At 60.1% G+C, this 21659-nt stretch carries 22 protein-coding genes; 6 read left to right on the forward strand and 16 right to left on the reverse strand.

Annotated features, from left to right (window positions below; translation table 11 throughout):
- Positions 1 to 95: 95 nt before the first annotated feature.
- Entirely contained in the window at positions 96 to 650 is a 555-nt protein-coding gene (locus tag ACEN93_RS12490) for a GspH/FimT family pseudopilin (RefSeq protein ID WP_495611467.1), read from the forward strand.
- On the opposite strand, the gene ispH is transcribed toward ACEN93_RS12490, so the two are convergent.
- From ispH to murJ, 6 genes are all read right to left on the reverse strand, one after another.
- Positions 622 to 1566, reverse strand: coding sequence for a 4-hydroxy-3-methylbut-2-enyl diphosphate reductase (ispH, locus tag ACEN93_RS12495; protein WP_038361699.1), 945 nt, complete (start codon positions 1564 to 1566; stop codon positions 622 to 624). The genes ACEN93_RS12490 and ispH overlap by 29 nt on opposite strands.
- A gap of 75 nt (positions 1567 to 1641) precedes the next feature.
- Positions 1642 to 2079, reverse strand: a complete 438-nt coding sequence (gene fkpB / locus ACEN93_RS12500; RefSeq protein ID WP_170844943.1) for an FKBP-type peptidyl-prolyl cis-trans isomerase — start codon at positions 2077 to 2079, stop codon at positions 1642 to 1644.
- Between the two features lie 7 nt (positions 2080 to 2086).
- On the reverse strand, positions 2087 to 2599 hold the full coding sequence (gene lspA / locus ACEN93_RS12505; protein WP_074691487.1) for a signal peptidase II: 513 nt from the start codon (positions 2597 to 2599) through the stop codon (positions 2087 to 2089).
- Positions 2592 to 5423 carry an isoleucine--tRNA ligase gene (ileS, locus tag ACEN93_RS12510; protein WP_074691488.1) on the reverse strand — a complete coding sequence of 944 codons (2832 nt, stop codon included), beginning with the start codon at positions 5421 to 5423 and terminating at the stop codon, positions 2592 to 2594. Before ileS ends, lspA begins: the two co-directional genes overlap by 8 nt.
- A 13-nt stretch (positions 5424 to 5436) precedes the next feature.
- Positions 5437 to 6375, reverse strand: a complete 939-nt coding sequence (ribF, locus tag ACEN93_RS12515) for a bifunctional riboflavin kinase/FAD synthetase (RefSeq protein ID WP_007959537.1) — start codon at positions 6373 to 6375, stop codon at positions 5437 to 5439.
- Between the two features lie 129 nt (positions 6376 to 6504).
- Positions 6505 to 8043, reverse strand: a complete 1539-nt coding sequence (gene murJ, locus ACEN93_RS12520; protein WP_085668045.1) for a murein biosynthesis integral membrane protein MurJ — start codon at positions 8041 to 8043, stop codon at positions 6505 to 6507.
- Between the two features lie 252 nt (positions 8044 to 8295).
- Here murJ and rpsT point away from each other — a divergent pair, with 252 nt between their 5' ends.
- Positions 8296 to 8568, forward strand: coding sequence for a 30S ribosomal protein S20 (gene rpsT / locus ACEN93_RS12525; RefSeq protein WP_003228351.1), 273 nt, complete (start codon positions 8296 to 8298; stop codon positions 8566 to 8568).
- A 114-nt stretch (positions 8569 to 8682) separates the two neighbouring features.
- Here the strand turns inward: rpsT and ACEN93_RS12530 are convergent, their stop codons facing one another.
- The 5 genes from ACEN93_RS12530 to rplU all read right to left on the reverse strand — a co-directional run bounded on the left by ACEN93_RS12530 (position 8683) and on the right by rplU (position 12435).
- Positions 8683 to 9147 carry a CreA family protein gene (locus ACEN93_RS12530; protein ID WP_039771714.1) on the reverse strand — a complete coding sequence of 155 codons (465 nt, stop codon included), beginning with the start codon at positions 9145 to 9147 and terminating at the stop codon, positions 8683 to 8685.
- A 10-nt stretch (positions 9148 to 9157) separates the two neighbouring features.
- The gene (gene proB, locus ACEN93_RS12535) at positions 9158 to 10276 is read right to left on the reverse strand and encodes a glutamate 5-kinase (protein WP_045121906.1); all 1119 of its coding nucleotides are present in this window, start codon (positions 10274 to 10276) and stop codon (positions 9158 to 9160) included.
- A 137-nt stretch (positions 10277 to 10413) separates the two neighbouring features.
- Positions 10414 to 11637 (reverse strand): Obg family GTPase CgtA, encoded by a 1224-nt coding sequence (gene cgtA / locus ACEN93_RS12540; protein ID WP_039771717.1) that lies wholly within the window; start codon positions 11635 to 11637, stop codon positions 10414 to 10416.
- Positions 11638 to 11830: 193 nt separating this feature from the next.
- Positions 11831 to 12088: a 50S ribosomal protein L27 gene (rpmA, locus tag ACEN93_RS12545; protein WP_003228360.1), complete on the reverse strand. Its 258-nt coding sequence runs from the start codon at positions 12086 to 12088 to the stop codon at positions 11831 to 11833.
- Positions 12089 to 12123: 35 nt separating this feature from the next.
- The gene (gene rplU, locus ACEN93_RS12550) at positions 12124 to 12435 is read right to left on the reverse strand and encodes a 50S ribosomal protein L21 (RefSeq protein ID WP_003228361.1); all 312 of its coding nucleotides are present in this window, start codon (positions 12433 to 12435) and stop codon (positions 12124 to 12126) included.
- 241 nt (positions 12436 to 12676) lie between these two features.
- Here rplU and ACEN93_RS12555 point away from each other — a divergent pair, with 241 nt between their 5' ends.
- From ACEN93_RS12555 to ACEN93_RS12565, 3 genes are all read left to right on the forward strand, one after another.
- Positions 12677 to 13645, forward strand: a complete 969-nt coding sequence (locus tag ACEN93_RS12555; RefSeq protein ID WP_007950962.1) for a polyprenyl synthetase family protein — start codon at positions 12677 to 12679, stop codon at positions 13643 to 13645.
- A gap of 125 nt (positions 13646 to 13770) precedes the next feature.
- Complete coding sequence (locus tag ACEN93_RS12560) at positions 13771 to 14112, forward strand: zinc ribbon domain-containing protein YjdM (protein ID WP_007950963.1); 342 nt, start codon at positions 13771 to 13773, stop codon at positions 14110 to 14112.
- A 207-nt stretch (positions 14113 to 14319) separates the two neighbouring features.
- Positions 14320 to 14577 carry a PA4570 family protein gene (locus ACEN93_RS12565; protein WP_039771721.1) on the forward strand — a complete coding sequence of 86 codons (258 nt, stop codon included), beginning with the start codon at positions 14320 to 14322 and terminating at the stop codon, positions 14575 to 14577.
- 49 nt (positions 14578 to 14626) lie between these two features.
- Here the strand turns inward: ACEN93_RS12565 and bamJ are convergent, their stop codons facing one another.
- From bamJ to ACEN93_RS12580, 3 genes are all read right to left on the reverse strand, one after another.
- Positions 14627 to 15244 carry a BamJ family beta-barrel-assembly machinery protein gene (gene bamJ / locus ACEN93_RS12570; protein ID WP_007950965.1) on the reverse strand — a complete coding sequence of 206 codons (618 nt, stop codon included), beginning with the start codon at positions 15242 to 15244 and terminating at the stop codon, positions 14627 to 14629.
- A 126-nt stretch (positions 15245 to 15370) separates the two neighbouring features.
- Positions 15371 to 15676 (reverse strand): DUF6482 family protein, encoded by a 306-nt coding sequence (locus ACEN93_RS12575; RefSeq protein WP_085668046.1) that lies wholly within the window; start codon positions 15674 to 15676, stop codon positions 15371 to 15373.
- A gap of 135 nt (positions 15677 to 15811) precedes the next feature.
- Positions 15812 to 16300, reverse strand: a complete 489-nt coding sequence (locus ACEN93_RS12580) for a TIGR00645 family protein (RefSeq protein WP_007950967.1) — start codon at positions 16298 to 16300, stop codon at positions 15812 to 15814.
- Between the two features lie 162 nt (positions 16301 to 16462).
- Between ACEN93_RS12580 and ACEN93_RS12585 the strand changes: the two genes are divergently transcribed.
- Positions 16463 to 18292 carry a hypothetical protein gene (locus ACEN93_RS12585; RefSeq protein WP_085668047.1) on the forward strand — a complete coding sequence of 610 codons (1830 nt, stop codon included), beginning with the start codon at positions 16463 to 16465 and terminating at the stop codon, positions 18290 to 18292.
- A 19-nt stretch (positions 18293 to 18311) separates the two neighbouring features.
- Here the strand turns inward: ACEN93_RS12585 and ACEN93_RS12590 are convergent, their stop codons facing one another.
- Entirely contained in the window at positions 18312 to 18641 is a 330-nt protein-coding gene (locus ACEN93_RS12590; RefSeq protein WP_007950969.1) for a PA4575 family protein, read from the reverse strand.
- A gap of 241 nt (positions 18642 to 18882) precedes the next feature.
- Positions 18883 to 21321 carry a Lon protease family protein gene (locus ACEN93_RS12595; RefSeq protein ID WP_039771728.1) on the reverse strand — a complete coding sequence of 813 codons (2439 nt, stop codon included), beginning with the start codon at positions 21319 to 21321 and terminating at the stop codon, positions 18883 to 18885.
- Between the last annotated feature and the right edge of the window lie 338 nt (positions 21322 to 21659).

A 21659-nucleotide genomic window follows, 5' to 3' on the forward strand; every position in this document is an offset into this window, starting at 1 on the left:
ACAAACCTAGAACATTCGACCGGCATGCGCCGGTTGATTTACCGCGTGCGGCGCACGGATTGCGCCGCCGTGCACAATCCAGGGAGGAGGCGCACATGCCGCAACAGGGTTTCAGTCTGGTCGAACTGCTTATGGGACTGGCGATCGGCGCAATTGTTCTGTCGCTGGTCAGTCCGGCGCTGGCGGACTTCACCGAATCAAACCGGCGGCAGCAGGCCGCGCACTCTTTGCTCGACGGGATTCGTAATGCCCGGAGCATGGCCATCACGCGCAACCAGAGTGTGGTGATTCATGGCATCAACGGTGACTGGGGTCAGGGCTGGCGGATCATCCTGGATCTCAATGGGAAGGGGCCGGCGGATGCGGGTAATCCATTGCTGACCGAGCAGGCGAGTGACGGAAAGATACCGATTGTCGGCAACTGGCTGGTGAGCCGTTACATACGCTTCAGCAGCCTGGGCCAGCCACTGGTGCCGGACCGCAAGTTTCAGGCGGGGACGATACATCTATGTTCGGCTCGTGAACCGGTCAGCCAGCTTCAGGTGGTGCTGGCGGCGACCGGTCGCGTACGCCTGGCCAGCCAAAAGGCTGAACAGGCGTTGTGCCGAAAGGATAAAGCGATCAGATCGAACGGACGCGCAGCTCTTTAGGCATCGAGAACGTGATGTTCTCCTCACGCCCGGCCAGTTCGTCGGCGCCGGTGGCACCCCAGGCCTGCAACTGCTGGATCACGCCACGCACCAGCACTTCCGGAGCGGAGGCGCCGGCGGTGATGCCGATACGCTCGACACCGTCGAACCAGCTTTTTTGCAGGTCTTCGGCGCCATCGATCAGGTAAGCCGGGGTGGCCATGCGCTCGGCCAGCTCACGCAAGCGGTTGGAGTTGGAGCTGTTCGGGCTGCCCACCACCAACACCACGTCGCATTCGTCGGCAAGTTGTTTGACCGCGTCCTGACGATTCTGCGTGGCGTAGCAGATATCGTCCTTGCGCGGGCCACCGATGGCCGGGAAACGCGTACGCAGCGCATCGATGACACGGCTGGTGTCATCCATCGACAGTGTGGTCTGGGTGACGAAGGCGAGTTTTTCAGGGTTGTGCACCTGCAACTCGGCGACATCCTTCTCGTCTTCGACGAGGTAGATCGCGCCGCCATTACTGGCGTCGTACTGGCCCATGGTGCCTTCGACTTCCGGGTGACCGGCGTGGCCGATCAGGATGCATTCACGGCCGTCGCGGCTGTATTTCGCGACTTCGATGTGCACCTTCGTCACCAGCGGGCAGGTGGCGTCGAACACTTTCAGGCCACGGCCGGCGGCTTCGGTGCGCACGGCTTGCGAAACGCCGTGGGCACTGAAGATCACGATCACGTCGTCCGGTACCTGATCGAGCTCTTCGACGAAGATTGCGCCACGACTGCGCAGGTCTTCAACCACGAACTTGTTGTGCACCACTTCGTGACGCACATAGATCGGCGGCCCGAAGACTTCCAGGGCGCGGTTGACGATTTCGATCGCCCGGTCCACGCCGGCGCAGAAGCCACGGGGGTTGGCGAGTTTGATTTGCATGCGGTGCCTCGTGTCTTGCGCGCGAAAGATTGGATCATTACAGGAGCCGGTCAGCCGGCTCCTGCAGAACAGCAATTACAGCGCTTTGACGGAGAAGATTTCCACGTCAAAGGTCAGCGTCTTGCCAGCTAGCGGGTGATTGAAGTCAACGGTCACTTGCGCATCGTCGAACTCTTTCACCACACCCGGCAGCTCAGTATTGGCCGCATCGTTGAAGATCACCAGCAGACCCGACGACAGCTCCATGTCCGCAAACTGCGAACGCGGGATGATCTGTACATTTTGCGGGTTCGGCTGGCCGAAGGCGTTTTCCGGCTCGACGGTCAGGGTACGCTTGTCGCCGGCCTTGAAGCCGAACAGCGCCGCCTCGAAGCCCGGCAGCAGGTTGCCGTCGCCGACCTTGAAAGTCGCAGGGGCTTTGTCGAAAGTGCTGTCGACCGTGTCGCCGTTCTCCAGGCGCAATGCAAAGTGCAAGGTGACTTCCGTGTTCTGGCCGATGCGTTGCTCAGCCAATACCTGTTCAGTCATGAACGGTTTCTCCGGATTTCTTGGTTTTGAACATGTCCAGTGCCAGCATCACCGCGCCAACGGTGATGGCGCTGTCGGCGAAGTTGAACGCCGGGAAGTACCAGCGGTTCTGCCAGTGCACCAGAATGAAGTCGATCACATGGCCCAGGGCAATGCGGTCATAAAGGTTGCCCAGTGCGCCGCCAAGAACCAGCGCCAGCGCGATGGCCAGCCAGGTTTCGTTGCGGCCCAGGCGCTTGAGCCAGACCACCAGCACTGCACTGACCGCAATCGCGATCAGGGCGAACAGCCAGCGCTGCCAGCCTGAGCTGTCCGCGAGGAAGCTGAAGGCAGCGCCGGTGTTGTAGGCCAGTGTCCAGCTGAAGTAATCAGGGATGATCACGATCTGCTGAAACATCTCGAGCTTGCCTTCGAAGTAGAACTTGCTGGCCTGGTCAATGACCAGAACCAGCAAGCTCAACCAGAGCCAGCTCAGCCGTCCGAAACGGCCAACGGCATTAGGCATAGTGACGAACCTCGCCAGCGCCATCGATGTTGTCCACGCAACGGCCGCAGATTTCCGGATGTTCCGGGTTCACGCCGACGTCTTCGCGGCAGTGCCAGCAACGGGCACATTTCGGGAAGGCGGATTTGACGATCTTCAGCTTCAGGCCGCTGACTTCGGTGGCCACAGCGTCGGCCGGAGCCTGCACGAACGGCGCAACAGTGGCAGTCGAGGTGATCAGGACAAAGCGCAGCTCGTTGCTCAGTTTGGCCAGGTCGGCGGTCAGCGCGTCTTCGGCGAACAGCGTCACTTCGGCTTGCAGGTTGCCACCGACGGCCTTGGCCGCGCGCTGGATTTCCATTTCTTTGTTGACCGCCACCTTCACTTCCATGATGCGATCCCAGTACTCGCGACCCAGCTCGAAGCCTTCCGGCAACTCGGTCAGGCCTTCGTACCAGGTGTTGAGCATCACCGATTCGTTGCGCTCGCCCGGCAGGTATTGCCACAGCTCGTCGGCGGTGAACGCCAGGATCGGCGCGATCCAGCGCACCAGCGCTTCGGAGATGTGGAACAGCGCGGTCTGGCACGAACGACGGGCCTTGCTGTCGGCGCCGGTGGTGTACTGGCGGTCCTTGATGATGTCCAGATAGAAACCACCCAGCTCCTGCACGCAGAAGTTGTGGATCTTCGAGTAGACGTTCCAGAAACGGTATTCGCCGTAATGCTCTTGCAGCTCACGTTGCAGCAGCAGGGTACGGTCCACCGCCCAGCGATCCAGCGCCAGCATGTCTTCGGCCGGCAGCAGATCGGTGGCCGGGTTGAAACCGGTCAGGTTGGAAAGCAGGAAACGCGCGGTGTTACGAATACGACGGTAGGCGTCCGCGCTGCGCTGCAGGATCTGCTCGGACACAGCCATTTCGCCGGAGTAGTCGGTCGACGCGACCCACAGACGCATGATGTCGGCGCCCAGGGTGTCGTTGACTTTCTGCGGCGCGATCACGTTGCCCAGGGACTTGGACATCTTGCGCCCGGACTCGTCCACGGTGAAGCCGTGGGTCAGCAGCTCGCGGTACGGCGCGTGGTTGTCGATGGCGCAACCTGTCAGCAAGGACGAATGGAACCAGCCACGGTGCTGGTCCGAACCTTCCAGGTACAGGTCGGCACGCGGACCGGTCTCGTGGCCCATCGGGTGCGAACCGCGCAGGACGTGCCAGTGGGTGGTACCCGAGTCGAACCAGACGTCGAGGGTGTCGCTGATCTTGTCGTACTGCGGCGCTTCATCGCCCAGCAGTTCGGCAGCGTCGAGTTTGAACCAGGCTTCGATGCCTTCGACTTCAACGCGCTTGGCGACTTCTTCCATCAGCTCGACGGTACGTGGGTGCAGCTCGCCGCTTTCCTTGTTCAGGAAGAACGGGATCGGCACGCCCCAATTGCGCTGACGGGAGATGCACCAGTCCGGACGGTTGGCGATCATCGAGTGCAGGCGCGCCTGCCCCCAGGCCGGAACGAACTTGGTTTCTTCGATGGCTTTGAGCGAGCGCACGCGCAGGGTGTCGCCGCTGACTGGCTCTTTGTCCATGCCGATGAACCACTGCGCGGTGGCGCGGTAGATCAGCGGGGTCTTGTGGCGCCAGCAGTGCATGTAGCTGTGTTCGATGACGGTAGTGTGCAGCAGCGCACCGACTTCGGTCAGCTTGTCGACGATGGCCGGGTTGGCCTTCCAGATGAACTGGCCGCCGAAGAACTCCAGCGACGGCACATAGACGCCGTTGCTCTGTACCGGGTTGAGGATGTCGTCGTTGACCATGCCGTATTTCTTGCAGGTCACGAAGTCGTCAACACCGTAGGCCGGGGCGGAGTGAACCACGCCGGTGCCGGCGCCCAGTTCCACGTAGTCGGCCAGGTACACCGGCGACAGACGGTCATAGAACGGGTGACGGAAATTGATCAGCTCCAGCGCCGAACCCGGTGCGGTCGCCAATACAGTGCCTTCGACGCCGTAACGGGTCAGGCAGGATTCGACCAGCTCTTCAGCCAGCACCAGCAGCTTGTCGCCGATGTCGACCAGGGCGTAGGTGAATTCCGGATGAACGTTGAGCGCCTGGTTGGCCGGGATGGTCCACGGGGTGGTGGTCCAGATCACGATCGAGGCCGGTTTGCCCAGGGACGGCAGACCGAACGCGGCAGCCAGTTTGGCCTCGTCAGCGATAGGGAACGCTACGTCGATGGTCGAGGACTTCTTGTTCTCGTACTCGACTTCCGCTTCGGCCAGGGCCGAACCGCAATCGAAGCACCAGTTCACCGGCTTCAGGCCCTTGAACACGAAACCGCCCTTGACGATTTCGGCGAGGGCACGGATTTCACCAGCCTCGTTCTTGAAGTTCATGGTCTTGTACGGGTTGGCGAAGTCGCCCAGCACGCCGAGGCGGATGAACTCGGTCTTCTGCCCTTCGATCTGCTCGGTGGCGTACGCACGGCAGAGTTCGCGGGTCTTGTCCGCGCCCAGGTTCTTGCCGTGAGTCACTTCGACCTTGTGCTCGATCGGCAGGCCGTGGCAATCCCAGCCCGGGACATACGGCGCGTCGAAGCCCGACAGGGTCTTCGAGCGGATGATCATGTCCTTGAGAATCTTGTTCAGTGCGTGACCGATGTGAATCGTACCGTTGGCGTACGGAGGGCCGTCGTGCAGGACGAACTTCGGACGATCCTTGCCAATCTCGCGCAACTTTCCGTACAGGCCAATACTGTCCCAGCGCTGCAGGATCTGCGGTTCGCGCTGTGGCAGGCCGGCCTTCATTGGGAAGGCGGTGTCCGGAAGGTTTAGCGTGGCTTTATAGTCGGTCATTTAAGGCTCTTCATTAGCGATGGGCGCTAGGTGCGGCTAGTGCACGGGCGGCGGCGACATCCGCGCTGATCGCCGTTTTCAATGCCTCCAGGGAGGCGAAACGCTGCTCTTCACGCAGCTTCTGGTGGAAAACCACCGTCAAACGCCGGTCATACAGATCGCCGGCAAAATCTAAAAGATGGACTTCAAGGTGGGCCTTGCCATCACCTTGGACCGTGGGCCGAACGCCGATATTGGCGACGCCGGGCCAGGTCTTGCCGTCGATGTCGACGTCGACCAGGTAAACCCCGGTGAACGGCACGCGACGGCGTTTCAGTTGAATGTTCGCCGTGGGCGTACCCAGTTGGCGGGCCAGTTTCTGGCCATGCAGCACGCGACCGGCAATCCGGTACGGGCGACCCAGCAGGCGTTCAGCCAGCGCGAAATCGGCGGCGGCCAACGCGTTGCGCACCTGGGTGCTGCTGACGCGAATGCCGTCCAGCTCGACGGTTTGCGCGGCTTCCACGGTAAAGCCGTGGACCTGCCCGGCCTGCAACAGGAAATCGAAATCGCCGAGGCGGTCGCAACCGAAGCGGAAATCATCACCGACCTCCAGATGCTGCACGCCGAGGCCATCAACCAGGATGGTATCGACGAACTCGCTGGCGCTGAGCTTGCTCAAGCGCTGGTTGAAGGCCAGACACAAGACCCGGTCGACGCCTTCGGCGGCCAGCAGTTGCAGCTTGTCGCGCAACCGGGCCAGACGCGCCGGCGCGGTCTCCGGGGCAAAAAACTCCCGTGGCTGCGGCTCGAAAATCACCACGCAGCTGGGTACGCCCAACTCGAGCGCACGCTCACGCAGTCGGGCCAGGATGGCCTGGTGACCACGGTGAACACCGTCAAAGTTGCCAATAGTGGCGACGCAGCCCCGATGCTGGGGGCGCAGATTGTGGAGGCCTCGAACCAGCTGCATAACGCGCTTCTTGCTCATAAAGTGGCCGATTATAACCACACCCGACGGCCGACGACAGGCAACACCGTAACCCAAAGTGATCGAGCCGACAAAACTGCCGGCTCGCGCCCGTCTTTCAGGGGTGAAACCTCAGCTCAACGCCTTGCGATTGAAGTCGCGCAGGCGGAAACCGAGCAGCAGCAACATGCCGAAATAGGCGACCACGCCAGCAATCACCAACGCGCCCAGGCGCAGGAAGCGCTCAAGCATGTGGCCCTGATCCCACGCGGGCATGAAATGCATGCCGATCAACAGCACGGCCGACATCACCGCCACCGCGACCAACAGCTTGAAACCGAACTTCAGCCAGCCCGGCTGCGGTTGATACATCTGCTGCTTGCGCAGTTGATAGAACAGCAGTCCGGCGTTCAGGCAGGCACCGGCGCTGATCGCCAACGCCAGACCGGCGTGGGCCAGCGGACCGATCAACACCAGGTTGAACAGCTGCGTCACCACCAGGGTGAAGATTGCGATTTTTACCGGTGTCCGGATGTTCTGTTGCGCATAAAAGCCAGGCGCCAACACTTTGATCACGATAATGCCGAGCAGACCGACAGAATAGGCAATCAATGCCCGCTGCGTCATTTCCGCATCAAACCCGCTGAACTGGCCGTACTGGAACAACGAAACCGTCAACGGCTCGGCCAGGATACCCAGCGCCAGCGCGCATGGCAGCACCAGCACGAAGCACAGGCGCAGACCCCAGTCGAGAATCCGCGAATACTCGTGGCGATCCTTGCTCGCATAGGTCTTGGCCAATGTCGGCAGCAGGATCGTGCCCAGCGCCACACCGAGCACACCGGACGGCAGCTCCATCAAACGGTCGGCGTAATACATCCACGACACAGAGCCCGCCACCAGGAACGAGGCGAAAATAGTGTTGATGATCAGCGAAATCTGACTGACCGAGACGCCGATGATCGCCGGCAACATCTGTTTCATCACCCGCCAGACGCCGGTGTCGCGCAGATTCAGACGTGGCAGCACCAGCATGCCGATCTTTTTCAGGTGCGGCAGTTGGTAGAGCAGTTGCGCGAGGCCGCCGACCAGCACTGCCCAGCCGAGGGCCATGACCGGTGGATCGAAGTACGGCGTCAGGAACAGCGAAAACACGATCATGCTGACGTTGAGCAGCGTCGGCACGAATGCCGGCACCGAGAAACGGTTCCAGGTATTGAGGATCGCCCCCGCCAGGGAAGACAGGGAGATCAGCAATATATAGGGGAAGGTCACTCGCAACAGGTCGGAGGTCAGCTGGAATTTTTCCGGGGTATCGGTGAAACCCGGCGCCGTGGCCCAGATCACCCAGGGCGCGGCAATCATGCCCAGCGCGGTGACCAGCGCCAGCACCAGCGTCAGCAGACCGGAAACGTAGGCAATAAAGGTGCGGGTCGCCTCTTCGCCTTTCTGGCTTTTATATTCGGCCAGGATCGGCACAAAAGCCTGGGAAAATGCGCCCTCGGCGAAAATCCTGCGCAGCAGGTTGGGCAGTTTGAAGGCGATGAAGAAGGCGTCGGTCGCCATTCCGGCGCCGAAGGTGCGGGCGATGAGCGTGTCGCGAACAAACCCGAGAATCCGGGAAAGCATCGTGATAGAGCTGACGGCGGCCAACGATTTGAGCAGATTCATTGAAGGAATGTGTGCCTGTCGATAAACAGCAGGCGAATAACGCGCCCACTTGTGCGATACTCCGCGCCGCAACAGCACAGAGCCAAAGCTCGCGAGTTTACAGGTCACACGCCGGAAAGAAATATCCCGTCGCACCACGCCTACCACTTAGCGGAACGTTTCAAGCGCCCTTGACAAGACTTCAACTCATCGGCATGATTCGCGGCCTATTTTGTTTGCTATTTCCTAAAAAGTCTTTCGAGGAGCTCGACGGTGGCCAACTCACCTTCCGCCAAAAAACGTGCAAAACAGGCTGAGAAGCGTCGCAGCCACAACGCCAGCCTGCGTTCCATGGTTCGTACCTACATCAAGAATGTAGTTAAAGCCATCGACGCAAAAGACGCTGAAAAAGCTCAAGCTGCATACGTTCTGGCTGTGCCAGTTATCGACCGTATGGCCGATAAAGGCATCATCCACAAGAACAAGGCTGCTCGCCATAAGAGCCGTCTGAATGGCCACGTCAAGGCACTGAAAGAAGCTGCCTAAGCGACGTAGTCATTAAAAAACCGACCTCAGGGTCGGTTTTTTATTGCCTGCGATTTGCTGAAATCAAGGCCAAAAAAAAGAGGAGCCAATCGGCTCCTCTTTTTTTACGCGTGATTAATGAGCTGACGCCCACGGCAAAATCGGAATCGCAGTCACCGCATTCTGCGGACTACCCTCGATCAGGCGATCGCTGTAGACCAGATACACCAGCGTATTGCGCTTCTTGTCGAGGAAGCGCACCACCTGCATGGTCTTGAACACCAGCGAGGTACGCTCCTTGAACACCTCTTCGCCATCCTTCAACTCACCCCTGAAGTTGATCGGCCCGACCTGGCGGCAAGCAATGGACGCCTCGGCACGATCCTCGGCCAGACCCAACCCACCTTTCACACCACCCGTTTTGGCGCGCGACAGGTAGCAGGTCACACCTTCAACCTTCGGGTCATCGAATGCCTCGACCACGATCCGGTCGTTCGGCCCGACAAATTTGAACACCGTCGACACCTGACCGATTTCCTCGGCCGAGGCCAGCAACGGCAACACCATCAACAACCCCAACAATCCTTTTGCCATGCGCATCGCGTTTTCCTTACACCAGAATCAGGTTGTCACGGTGAACCAGTTCCGGCTCAGCCATGTAACCCAGCAAACCGACAATCGCATCCGACGACTGACCGATGATTTTTTGTGCTTCCAGTGCACTGTAGTTGGCCAGGCCACGGGCGATCTCACGACCGTCCGGCGCCACGCACACAACCATTTCGCCGCGACGGAAACTGCCCTGAACCAGCTTGACCCCGACCGGCAACAGGCTTTTGTTGCCTTGGGACAACGCGGAAACCGCACCATCATCCAGCACCAGCGTGCCACGGGTTTGCAGATGACCGGCCAGCCACTGCTTGCGCGCCGCGAGCATGCCGCGCTCAGGCGACAGCAGCGTCCCAATCCGCTCACCCGCCTTCAGACGATCGAGCACGCGCTCCAGACGCCCGCCGACAATGATGGTGTGCGCCCCGGAACGCGCCGCCAGACGCGCCGCGCGCAGCTTGGTCTGCATGCCGCCACGCCCCAGCGCACCACCGGTACCGCCCGCCACCGCATCCAGCGTCGGATCATCGGCGCGCGCTTCGTAAATCAGCTGGGCGTCAGGGTTATTGCGCGGATCGGCGTCGAACATACCGTCGCGATCCGTCAGGATCACCAGCAGATCGGCCTCGACCAGATTGGCAACCAGCGCCGCGAGCGTGTCGTTGTCACCGAAGCGGATTTCGTCGGTAACCACGGTGTCGTTCTCGTTGATCACCGGGATGACTTTCAGTTCGACCAACGCACGCAAGGTGCTGCGGGCATTCAGGTAGCGCTTGCGGTCAGACAGGTCGTCGTGGGTCAGGAGAATCTGCGCAGTATGCCGGCCATGCTCGGCAAAGCTCGATTCCCAGGCCTGCACCAAGCCCATCTGACCGATTGCAGCGGCAGCCTGAAGCTCGTGCATCGCACTGGGTCGCGCGGTCCAGCCGAGGCGACTCATGCCCGCCGCCACTGCCCCGGAGGACACCAGCACCAGCTCGACGCCGGCCTCGTGCAAAGCCACCATCTGCTCGACCCAGACACCCATTGCCGCGCGATCCAGCCCTTTGCCATCCGCTGTCAGCAAAGCGCTGCCGATCTTCACGACCCAACGCTGCGCACCTGTCACCTTGCTCCGCATCATCTTCAACCTTAGCTTGAGGGCAGCGCGACCTGGCACTGCCCGTGACGTTATTCGTGGTTCTTCGTGACCAACAATCGATTTCCAGATACTAAAACGCCGCTCGATTGAGCGGCGCTTAAGTTTACTGCAACGAATCAGTCGCGCACGTAAATGATTTCCGGACCGTCTTCGTCATCCACATCTTCTTCGTCCCAGTCATCGTCGCCGATGTCATGGACCGACTTCACGCCACTGCGACGCAGGGCACGCTTGTCATCCAGCGCCTGCAACTGCGCACGGGCTTCGTCTTCGATGCGCTGATCCAGATCGGCCAGCTCTTCCTTGTAGGCCGGGTCATTGGCCAGGCGATCGGCACGATCCTCCAGATAACGCATGATGTCGCGCGTCAGGCGCTCGGTGCCTTCTTTGGCGATGGCCGAGATCACGTAGACCGGACCGGTCCACTCCAGACGATCGACGATTTCCTTGACCCGCGCTTCGTGCTCTTCTTCGAGGATCTGGTCGCACTTGTTCAGCACCAGCCAGCGGTCACGCTCGGCCAGCGACGGGCTGAACTTGATCAGCTCGTTGACGATCACTTCAGCGGCGTCCGGAGCGCTGCTTTCATCCAGTGGCGCCATGTCGACAAGGTGCAGCAACAGACGGGTACGCGCCAGGTGCTTGAGGAAACGAATACCCAGACCGGCACCGTCGGAAGCGCCTTCGATCAGACCCGGAATGTCGGCGATGACGAAGCTTTTCCAGCGATCAACGCTGACCACACCCAGGTTCGGCACCAGAGTGGTAAACGGGTAATCGGCAACTTTCGGCTTGGCAGCCGACACCGAGCGGATAAAGGTACTTTTACCGGCGTTCGGCAGACCCAGCAGACCGACGTCGGCCAGCACTTTCATTTCCAGCTTCAGGTCGCGCTGCTCGCCCGGCTTGCCCGGCGTGGTCTGGCGCGGCGCACGGTTGGTACTGGATTTGAAACGGGTATTGCCCAGACCGTGCCAGCCGCCCTGCACCACCATCAGTTTCTGACCGGCCTTGGTCAGGTCGCCGATGACTTCCTGGGTGGCGGAGTCGATCACGGTGGTGCCGACCGGCACGCGCAGGATCAGGTCTTCACCCTTCTTGCCGGTGCAGTCGGTGCTGCCGCCGTTGGAGCCACGCTCGGCATCGAAGTGCCGGGTGTAACGGTAGTCCACCAGGGTGTTCAGGTTTTCGTCGGCCATCATGTAGATGGAACCGCCGTCACCGCCATCACCACCGTTCGGGCCGCCGTTTTCAATGAACTTTTCCCGACGGAAACTCATGCAGCCATTGCCGCCGTCGCCAGCCTTTACGCGGATCGATACTTCATCAACAAACTTCATAACCAACGCCTCTCGCCGTACGGACGAGCCGAAAAACAATCAAGACATAAGACTCTTGCAAAAATGAGCGCAGCGACCCCAATCCACGACCTGCATCGCACGCCGGCAGCCCATACAAACAGCTTTGCAAGAGACTCACCCCACAAACGAAAAAGCCCCGTCGCAAGACAGGGCTTCTCCAGCACTCTCGCAGTTAGGCTGCGACAACGCTCACGTAACGACGACCGAAGGCGCCTTTTACTTCAAACTTGATCACGCCTTCGATTTTCGCGAAGAGGGTGTGATCCTTACCCATGCCAACGCCGTAGCCAGCGTGGAATTGGGTGCCGCGCTGACGCACGATGATGTTGCCGGCCTTGATGACCTGGCCGCCATACATCTTCACGCCAAGGCGTTTGGCTTCTGAGTCGCGACCGTTACGGGTACTACCACCAGCTTTTTTGTGTGCCATGAGTTCAATTCTCCTAGTGAGGAATTAGGCTGTAATTAAGCCTGAATACCGGTGATTTTGATCTCGGTGAACCACTGGCGGTGGCCCATACGCTTCATGTGGTGCTTACGGCGACGGAACTTGATGATGCGGACTTTATCGTGACGACCTTGGGAGATCACTTCAGCCTTGACGGTTGCGCCAGCAACAACAGGTGCGCCGATGTTCACGTCGTCGCCGTTGGCGACCAACAGAACGCGGTCAAAAGTCACGGATTCGCCAGTGGCGACTTCCAGTTTTTCGATCTTCAGGTATTCACCTTCAGCGACCTTGTATTGCTTACCGCCGGTAACGATTACTGCGTACATGGTATTTCTCCGATAATCCTGCTCACCCAGCTCTTTATAAGAAGAGGTATTGGCTGGCATGGCTGCATGGGGCTGGAACGGCCCAAGTGCAATTGCGTAAGGCAGGTGCTGCCCAGGAAGTTCAGGGTGCGCGATTGTACGCAAGCCTTCGAAGTCATGCAAGGGGCCGTCCATCGCGCCTTGACAGGCCCGGACGTGGGTCCTAGCATGCCGCGCAACCCTTCTGGAGCACCTGTCGCTGATGCAACCCCAAGCTTTCTACCGCGCGGTGGCGGACGATTTTAGCGCCGTCGACGGCATCATCAAGAAGCAGCTGACTTCCCGAGTGCCGCTGGTATCGAAAATCGGCGATTACATCACGTCGGCCGGCGGCAAACGCCTGCGTCCTTTATTGGTGCTGCTGTGTGGCAAGGCCCTGGGTCGCGAAGGCGACGACATGCGCCTGCTGGCCGCCACCATCGAATTCCTGCACACCGCCACCCTGCTGCATGACGACGTGGTCGACATGTCCGGCATGCGCCGTGGCCGTTCCACCGCCAACGCCATGTGGGGCAACGCCCCGAGCGTACTGGTGGGCGACTTTCTGTACTCGCGCTCGTTCGAGATGATGGTCGAACTGGGCTCGATGCCGGTGATGAAGATCCTGTCCCAGGCCACGCGCATCATCGCCGAAGGCGAAGTGCTGCAACTGTCCAAGGTCCGCGACGCCAGCACCACCGAAGAAACCTACATGGAAGTCATCCGCGGCAAGACCGCGATGCTGTTCGAGGCTTCGACCCACAGTGCCGCGGCGCTGGCCGGTGCCACCGCCGAGCAGAGCGAAGCCCTGCGCACCTTCGGCGATCACCTGGGCGTGGCGTTCCAACTGGTCGACGACCTGCTCGACTACAAGGGCGACGCCGAAACTCTGGGCAAGAACGTCGGTGACGATCTGGCCGAAGGCAAGCCAACCCTGCCGCTGATCTACACCATGCGCGAAGGCACGCCAGAGCAAGCTGCACTGGTGCGTCAGGCAATCCAGAAAGGCGGGATCGAAGACCTGGAAAGCATCCGCATCGCCGTGGAAGCCTCCGGTTCGCTGGAATACACCGCGCAACTGGCCCGTGATTACGTGGCCCGTGCGATCAAGTGCCTCGACGCGCTGCCGGCCAGCGAATACCGCGATGCGCTGGTTGAGCTGAGCGAGTTCGCGGTCGCCCGCACGCACTGATCAGCATCGCGTCATCTAAAAACCGCAGCCTCCGTTGGAGCCTGCGGTTTTTTGTTGCCTGCCATCGGCGGCTAAAACCCTATACAATGTGCGACTTTTAGCGATCCCCTTTCCAAGGAGCCTTAGTGAGCACGTTGCCACCCTGCCCGAAATGCAATTCCGAATACACCTACGAAGACGGCACCCAACTGGTGTGCCCGGAGTGCGCCCACGAGTGGTCTGCCGGCGGTGAAGCCGAAGTGGCGTCCGATGACGCCGTGAAGAAAGATTCGGTCGGTAACGTCCTGCAGGACGGCGACACCATCACCGTGATCAAGGACCTGAAGGTCAAGGGCACCTCGCTGGTGGTCAAGGTCGGCACCAAGGTCAAGAACATCCGCCTGTGCGATGGCGATCACGACATCGACTGCAAGATCGACGGCATCGGCCCGATGAAACTCAAATCCGAGTTCGTCAGAAAAGTCTGAGTCTGCTGTCTTCCATCCCGCGCCCGCCGTGGGATGGAGCTTCGCCCTCCCCCGCAATCCCCAACAAATCCTCGCAATAGCCAAACGCCAGCCGTTTTGACCTTACGCAATCTTTACCCGCAAAAAATCACAAACCGCCAATAGGCGCTTGCTATTTGACGAATAAGAATTATTCTCATTGAAACCCTTTCAATGGAGATGAGACCCATGACTTATTTGATCGACGCCTGGCTGGATCGCCCGCACCCGTACCTCAGGATCCTGCATCGGGAAACCGGTGAAGTCTGTGCCGTACTGGAAGAAGAAGCCCTGCACGAGTTGCAGGATCAAGGGGATCTGGACGTCAGCGGCCTGAGTTCCAGCGAGCCATTGGTGCTCAAGGAGCTGGTGCGCAATCTGTTCCTGTTCTGCTATGCCCGGGCCTTGCGCCCGACCAGTGAGCTGCATCACAAGATCGAAGTATGAGAACGGCGGAGAAACCCTGCACAAGCCACGCTTGTGCAGGGTAACGGGATTACAGAACGTCGAGCAGCTCGACGTCGAACACCAGAACGCTGTGCGGCGGGATGCTGCCAACGCCTTGAGCGCCGTAAGCCAGTTCGCTCGGCACGTACAGACGCCATTTGCTGCCGGCATTCATCAGTTGCAGGGCTTCGGTCCAGCCAGCGATAACGCCGCCAACCGGGAATTCAGCCGGCTGGCCACGCTCGTAGGAGCTGTCGAACACAGTGCCGTCGATCAGCGTGCCGTGGTAGTGAGTACGCACGGTGTCTTCACGGGATGGCTTGGCGCCTTCACCTTGAGTCAGTACTTCGAACTGCAGGCCGGAGGCCAGGGTGGTGATGCCTTCTTTCTTGGCGTTTTCAGCCAGGAATGCCAGGCCTTCGCCAGCAGCGGCTTCAGCTTTGGCAGCGGCTTCGGCTTGCATGATCTCGCGGATCACCTTGAAGCTGGCGGACATGGCTTCCTGGCTTACACGGCTTTCCTTACCGGCGAATGCGTCGGTCAGGCCGGCCAGGATGGCGTCCAGGCTGACACCCGGTGGCGGGTTGTCGCGCAGCTGGTCACCCAGCTGACGGCCGATACCGTAGCTGACGCGGGTTTCGTCGGTGGACAGATTTACTTCGGACATGACACTGCTCCGCTGTGCGGACGGCCTCAGGACCTGCCGTGCGTACACAGCGCGTCCCGGCGCGCCCGGAACCAAAAGGGCGAGCAGACTAGCACAGATGTTCCGGCAGTGATCAGGCCCCAGCGCCTACAGCGCGGATCGCCAGGCCAGCGGCACCTTCAGGCTCTCTTCGGCACTGGCGCCAAGACCGCACATTTCATCGTGCACCGAGGTGTGTACCAGGTTGAACGGCAGCACCGGAAAGTTATGCAGTAGATCCCGGGCATGCTCGACCGAACGCAGCGTCAGCATTTTCCCTTGCGGGTCGCTCAGCGGGTACGCTGCGCCATGCATCCGGGCTTCAAGCAGATAGATCCCGCCTTCCATGGAGATCAGGTTCAGTTCGTCGACCTTTCTGGCGACGGCAAACGCATTCAACTCTTGCAGGTTCATGAACGCACCTCACGCGGTGACGAGCCTTGAGACCTACAGGGATATGCCTCGGCGGATCAAAGTACAAGCCACAAACGACACCGCCCGTCTGTTTCGCAACAGACGGGCGGTTTTGTTACAGCAATCGTCAGCTCATCAGTGCTTGGTGAGCTTGTCCAGATAACCCATGGCAAACGCCGAGATCACGAAGGTCATGTGGATGATCACGTACCACATCAGGTGCTCGGGATCGACGTTCTTGGCATCCATGAAAATCCGCAGCAGATGGATCGAAGAGATTGCAACGATCGACGCCGCCACTTTCATCTTCAGCGACGAGGAGTCCATGGTGCCCAGCCAGCTGAGCTTTTCCTTGCCTTCATCGATGTTCAGCTCGGAGACGAAGTTCTCGTAGCCGGAAATCATCACCATCACCAGCAAGCCGCCGACCAGCGCCATGTCGATCAGCGACAGCAGCACCAGAATCAGCTCGGACTCGGCCATGGAGAAAACGTTGGGAATGACATGAAACACTTCCTGGAAGAATTTCAATGCCAGCGCCAGCAGCCCGAGGGACAGCCCGATGTAGATCGGCGCCAGCAGCCAGCGCGTGGCGTACATTGCATTTTCGATAAAGCGTTCCATTGACTCTCACACAAGAAGGGTTGAAATCGGCGGCGAGTATACCAGCCGCCCATGACAGCCAGAAACCGCCCGGAAATCCGCCACCTGCGTGTGTGTGTCAAAGTTTTTCTGCTAGTGTCCAAACCATTGACAGCCCAGCGACAGTGCACAGGAAGACGGGAAATGGATGTGCGATTGCCGATAACGACTGCCGGAATTTGCTTTGCCCTGTTGCTTGGCGGGTGTTCGCCCGGCGATGAAAAGCCTGCCGTCAGTCTTGAAGAAAAGACTGCGCAGTTCGAGCAGTCGCTGGACGCCATCACCGACCCCAAACTCAAGGACGCCGTGACCGAACTCGGCGGTTCGCTGCTGTTGCTCGAGCGCGCGCAACAGAAGCTCGACAACAAACCGTCCATTACCGAATACGGCGAAGACGCCCTCGGCGTGCTCAGGCACTACCCCACGCCACAGACGCTGGTCGATACCTTCATCAATGGCCTGTTCGTGCTGCACAAGGATTCCAGTTCCGATTACCTCACCGATCTGCAACCGGTGTTCCCCTTCAATCTCAACATCCCCGGCGGCTTTCTGTTCCCCCATGGCGTGGAGTGGCACTCGGTGACCCTGAGCAACAAACGGGTGATCGCCTATCAGCCGGAATGGTCGGAAACCGATCCGGGTATTCAGTTGAGTCCGTCCAGCTCCAACGTCACCAACCCCGACGACCTGACCGTCACCTACCCGTTCATCGAAGGGTTGAATGTCGACAAGAAGAACCTGCCGCGCCCGGTCAGCCTGCAAGGACAGGTGGAAGTCATCGCCCCGAAACGCCTGCACAGTTTCAATCTGGATAAAAAGGACGTCGGCCAGACCCGCTCCGATGGCAACCTCAGCGTGACCTTGCTGAAACTGGACACACACTACGCCGAACTCGAGTTCAGCAACCAACTGCCGCTCGCCCCGGAAGTCGCCAATACCCGGCTCAATCCGTTGATCGTCCAGGCCCGCGACTCGACGGGCCAGTTTCTGGTGCGCGCCGGCGCCATCAATGAAAACCCCGAGCAGGTGGCGTTCTATCAAAAGCAGCTGGCCTACCTGCAACAGCAAAAAGCCTGGAGCGACGTCCTGGAAAAAAAGCTGGACGATGAACAACAGGCCTTTGAACAACAGCATCCGCGCCACTACAACAAGGTGTACTTCAACGGCCCGATCGACACCCTCGAAGTCAGCCTGCTGGATTTTTCCGAAGCAACCGTCACCCGCAAGGCGCTGGACTTGCCCGTGCGCGAATTCGATCCGCACACCACGGAAAAAACCGTGCAGCCGCTCGACCTGCCGATCACTGTCTACGACGATCAGGCGCCCGAATGGCTCAAAGGCGCGTCCCTGACTGAAGAACAGCTGAAAAGCGGCGTCCATATCCGCCAGTCTGTTGAAGAGCCGAGCGCCGCGCGGATCGAGTTCGACCACCGCAAAACCTTCAACGATGAAATGCTCGGCGACGACTTCAGCCCCGGCGAAAGCCCGGTGACGTTCTTCACTGAAAAACACAATGGCAAACTCGACGAGCCGATCGAACTGCCGCCCGAGGCGTATCAGGTCGACCCGCTGCAGGCGACCATCACTTATGACCTGAACCTGTTCCCGGAAACCCCGGCGATTGCCGTCGGCTCGATGCCGTTGTTCCTGGCCACGGTGGACAAACAGGCTTATGAAGCCAAGGCCCTGCCTAAAGGTCTGGAAATCAGGAACAACGCGTTGGTGGTGGATTTGAAGCGATTCCCCGCCAACGAATGGCGATTCTTCGTCAAGGACGACAGCGGTCATTATCTGAAGCGGATTCTGTCGGTCAGCCACGACGCGAGCACGGAAGGGCCGGCGTTATTCGGCGTGCATTATTTCTACGGCCGTCCGACGCACGTTGAAACCTACCAGCGAACCGACCTCGCCACCGTGCAATACGGCTTTGAGGTCAAACTCGACAAGCCGCAGACCCAGGGCGCTGCGCCCTGATCGGCGCTGATGATCGGCGCTAATGGTCGAAGGTGCCGATGCTGCGTCCGCGTCCACCGTTGATCTGCCGCAACTGCGCCTGCAGATGCAACGACCAGATCTGTGGATCATTGGCCAGCTCATAGCCGTGCATCGTCAGGCTTTCAACGATGGTGTCGAGAATCGACTCGGCGGCGATCGGTCCGTGGAACGGGCCCTGGGCCTTGATGGCGGAAGGTTGTTCACCGGCCATGCCGGCGGCGAAGAGCAACGTCCACATGCCGTTATCGCCGGCCAACGGCTTGATGGCGCATTCGATACGGGTCACGAGACCCAGGCACTGACGGGTGAGGCAGAGGTTGCGCGACATGGCGGCGACCCTCGGTAAAGCCGGTGTTCAGCCCTTGCTGAAGAGCTGTTTCGATCCAGTGATACTGTCGATGTCCTTGAGCAGAGAATAGAAGAAAAGTCCGCCGCGCAAGCCGCACAGAACCAGAAGGCGCCGAATGGTCATTGTGTGAATATTGACGCCAGAGTGATGGCACTTTTGCCGACGTTCGCGACAAAACAAAAACGGGAGCCAAGGCTCCCGTTTTTTGACTGCCGCTGACTCAGGCCGGCTTGGCCTCCGCCAGCGCCTCCTGCGCCAGTTCCTTCTCGGCTTCTTTCAGATCCTCTTCACTGATCATCTCGGCAATCACCCGCAGACGCTCCACCACCCGCGCGTTGACGCTGCCCTCCGGGAATTCGCCCTCTTCGTTCGGCTCACCGGCCGGCTCGCCCACCAGCAGGCTCAACGCTTCGTCGGCCTGACGCACCGCGTAAACGTGGAACTGCCCGGCACGCACCGCCGCCAGCACCTTTTCATCAAGCATCAGCGTGGCAACGTTGGCCTGGGGAATGATCGCGCCCTGCTCGCCCGTCAGCCCGCGTGCTTCGCAGAGACGGAAGAAGCCTTCGATCTTCTCGTTGACCCCGCCCACCGCCTGCACTTCGCCGAACTGGTTGATCGAACCGGTAATCGCGAAGCACTGCTTGAGCGGGGTTTTCGACAACGCCGAAATCAGCGTGCACGCCTCGCCCAGCGACGCACTGTCGCCATCGACGTAGCCGTAGGATTGCTCCAGCGCGATGCTCGCGGAAATCGCCAGCGGGAATTCCTGGGCGTAACGGCTGCCCAGATACCCGGTGAGGATCATCACGCCCTTGGAGTGGATTGGCTGACCGAGATTGACCTCGCGCTCGATGTCGACGATGCCGCTGCCGCCCGGGTACACCGTGGCGGAAATTCGCGCCGGCACGCCGAACGCCGAGTCGCCGACTTCGAGCACGGTCAGGCCGTTGCACTTTCCGACTGCGGCGCCGTCGGTGTCGATCAGGATGATCCCCGCCAGCATGTCGTCGAGAATCCGCGCCGACACCCGGCCGGTGCGGGTGGCCTTGGCCTTCAGGGCACGCTCGATGTGGCCGGCGTCGGTCATTTCATCGTTGGCCAGATGCCGGATGAAATCCGCCTCGCTGACCAACTGGAACAGATCGCCGATCCGCGCCGACAAACGCCCCTGGTGTTCGGCCAGACGCGCACTGTAAGTCGCCAGACGCGCCACCGCGTCGGCGGTCAATGGCGCCATGCCTTCTTCCGAAGTGCGGGTCTTCAGCAACTGGGCGAACTGTTCCAGGCTTTCGTCGACCATCGGGATGTCTTCGTCGAAGTCCACCAGAACACGGAACATCTCCTGGAAGTCCGGATCAAGGTCCTGCAGCGTGTAATACAGCTGACGGGCACCGATGATGATCACTTTTACCTGCAACGGAATGTGCTGCGGGTTGAGCGTCATGGTGGCGAAACGGCCCATCTCGCCCAGCGGCGATTCCATCTTCAGCTTGCGCGATTGCAGGGCGCGCTTGAGCGCATCCCAGACAAACGGCTCGCCGAGCATTTTTTCCGCTTCAAGAATCAGGAAACCACCGTTGGCGCGGTGCAACGCACCCGGACGCAACTGGCGATAGGTGGTGTAGAGCGCGCCCTGATCGGTGGTGTACTCGATGCGGCCGAACAGGTTTTCGTAGGTCGGATGCGGTTCGAACACCACCGGCGCACCGCCGCTGGCCGGATGGCCGACCACCAGGCTCGGCGCATATTGCTCTTCCAGCAGCTTGCGCGCGACCGCATCGGTCTTGCTGTCATCGACCAGTTGCTCGACCACGGTTTTCAGCAGATAGACCTGCATCGCTTGCAGGTAACCGCAGACGGCCGCATTTTCCGCGTACTTTTCCGACAGCGGTGCGAGCAAGGGCTGCAAGGCCAGGGTGATGGTTTCTTCGTTGAGCTGACGCAGCTGGTTGCTCGACTCGCGCTTCCATTGCGGCAGGCTGGCGAGCTCTTCGTTCAGGCGCTCTTCGAGCCCGGAGATGTCGTCATGAAAACGCTCGCGTTCGGCCTCCGGCAACTGGGCGAACTCGGCTTCGTCCAGCGCCTTGCCTTCAAGCATCGGGGTGAAGGCGATGTTGCTGCTGTCGCGGTACAGGGCGACGTCTTTTTCAAGGGCCAGACGTTCGATGACGTCCAGCGCCTTGTCGTAGCGCTGGTTGAAGGCGCGGTCGATGGCGCTTTTTTTCTGCTGGTAGGACGGGTGCTCGAACACCGCAGGAAAGGTCGCCAGCAGGTTGTCGATGAGGCCGTTGATGTCGCCGATGAAAGCAGCGGCGCTGCCCGATGGCAGCTCCAAAGCGCGGGGTTCGCGCGGCTCATCGAAATTGTTGACGTAGACCCAGTCCGCCGGGGTCTGCAGGCGTTTGCCTTCGGCCTTCAGGTAGCGTTTGACGAACGAGAAACGGCCGGTGCCGGGCTCGCCCATGACAAATACGTTGTAACCGGGGCGTGGCATGGCCACACCGAACTGCAAGGCTTCGACCGCACGTTCCTGGCCGAGCACACCGCGAAAGGGCTCCAGATCATTGGTGGTAGTGAAGCTGAACTGTTCAGCGGAAAACGGACGGGTCAGCGCTTCGGGCGCTAGACGCAAGCTGGCAGCAACAGGATCAGGCATCGGGCTTCCTTAACAATCAGGCGGGGCAGATAGCGGCATTCTGGCGCTGCCCGAGCCCCACTGGCAAGGCGCGCCACACGACAAAGCATAGACAACCGCCCTGCACGCGGCCCCGCCCCGTGAAACCGGGGTTTATTCCAAATATTGTGCAAAAACTCACGGAACCCTCGGAACGTGCCTAAACTCCAAACTGCGCGGCTGGAACTAATACCGGCCCACTGGCTTCGTTTGGCTCTGAACGTAAGCTCGCCGAGCGGCGATCAGGCAAGGCGAAAACAGGCGAGGAAGCGGAGTGTAGGGTCCTACATGAGCATTCCGAGCCTGTTTTCAACGCAGCA

The organism is Pseudomonas sp. Pseusp21 (assembly GCF_059492145.1).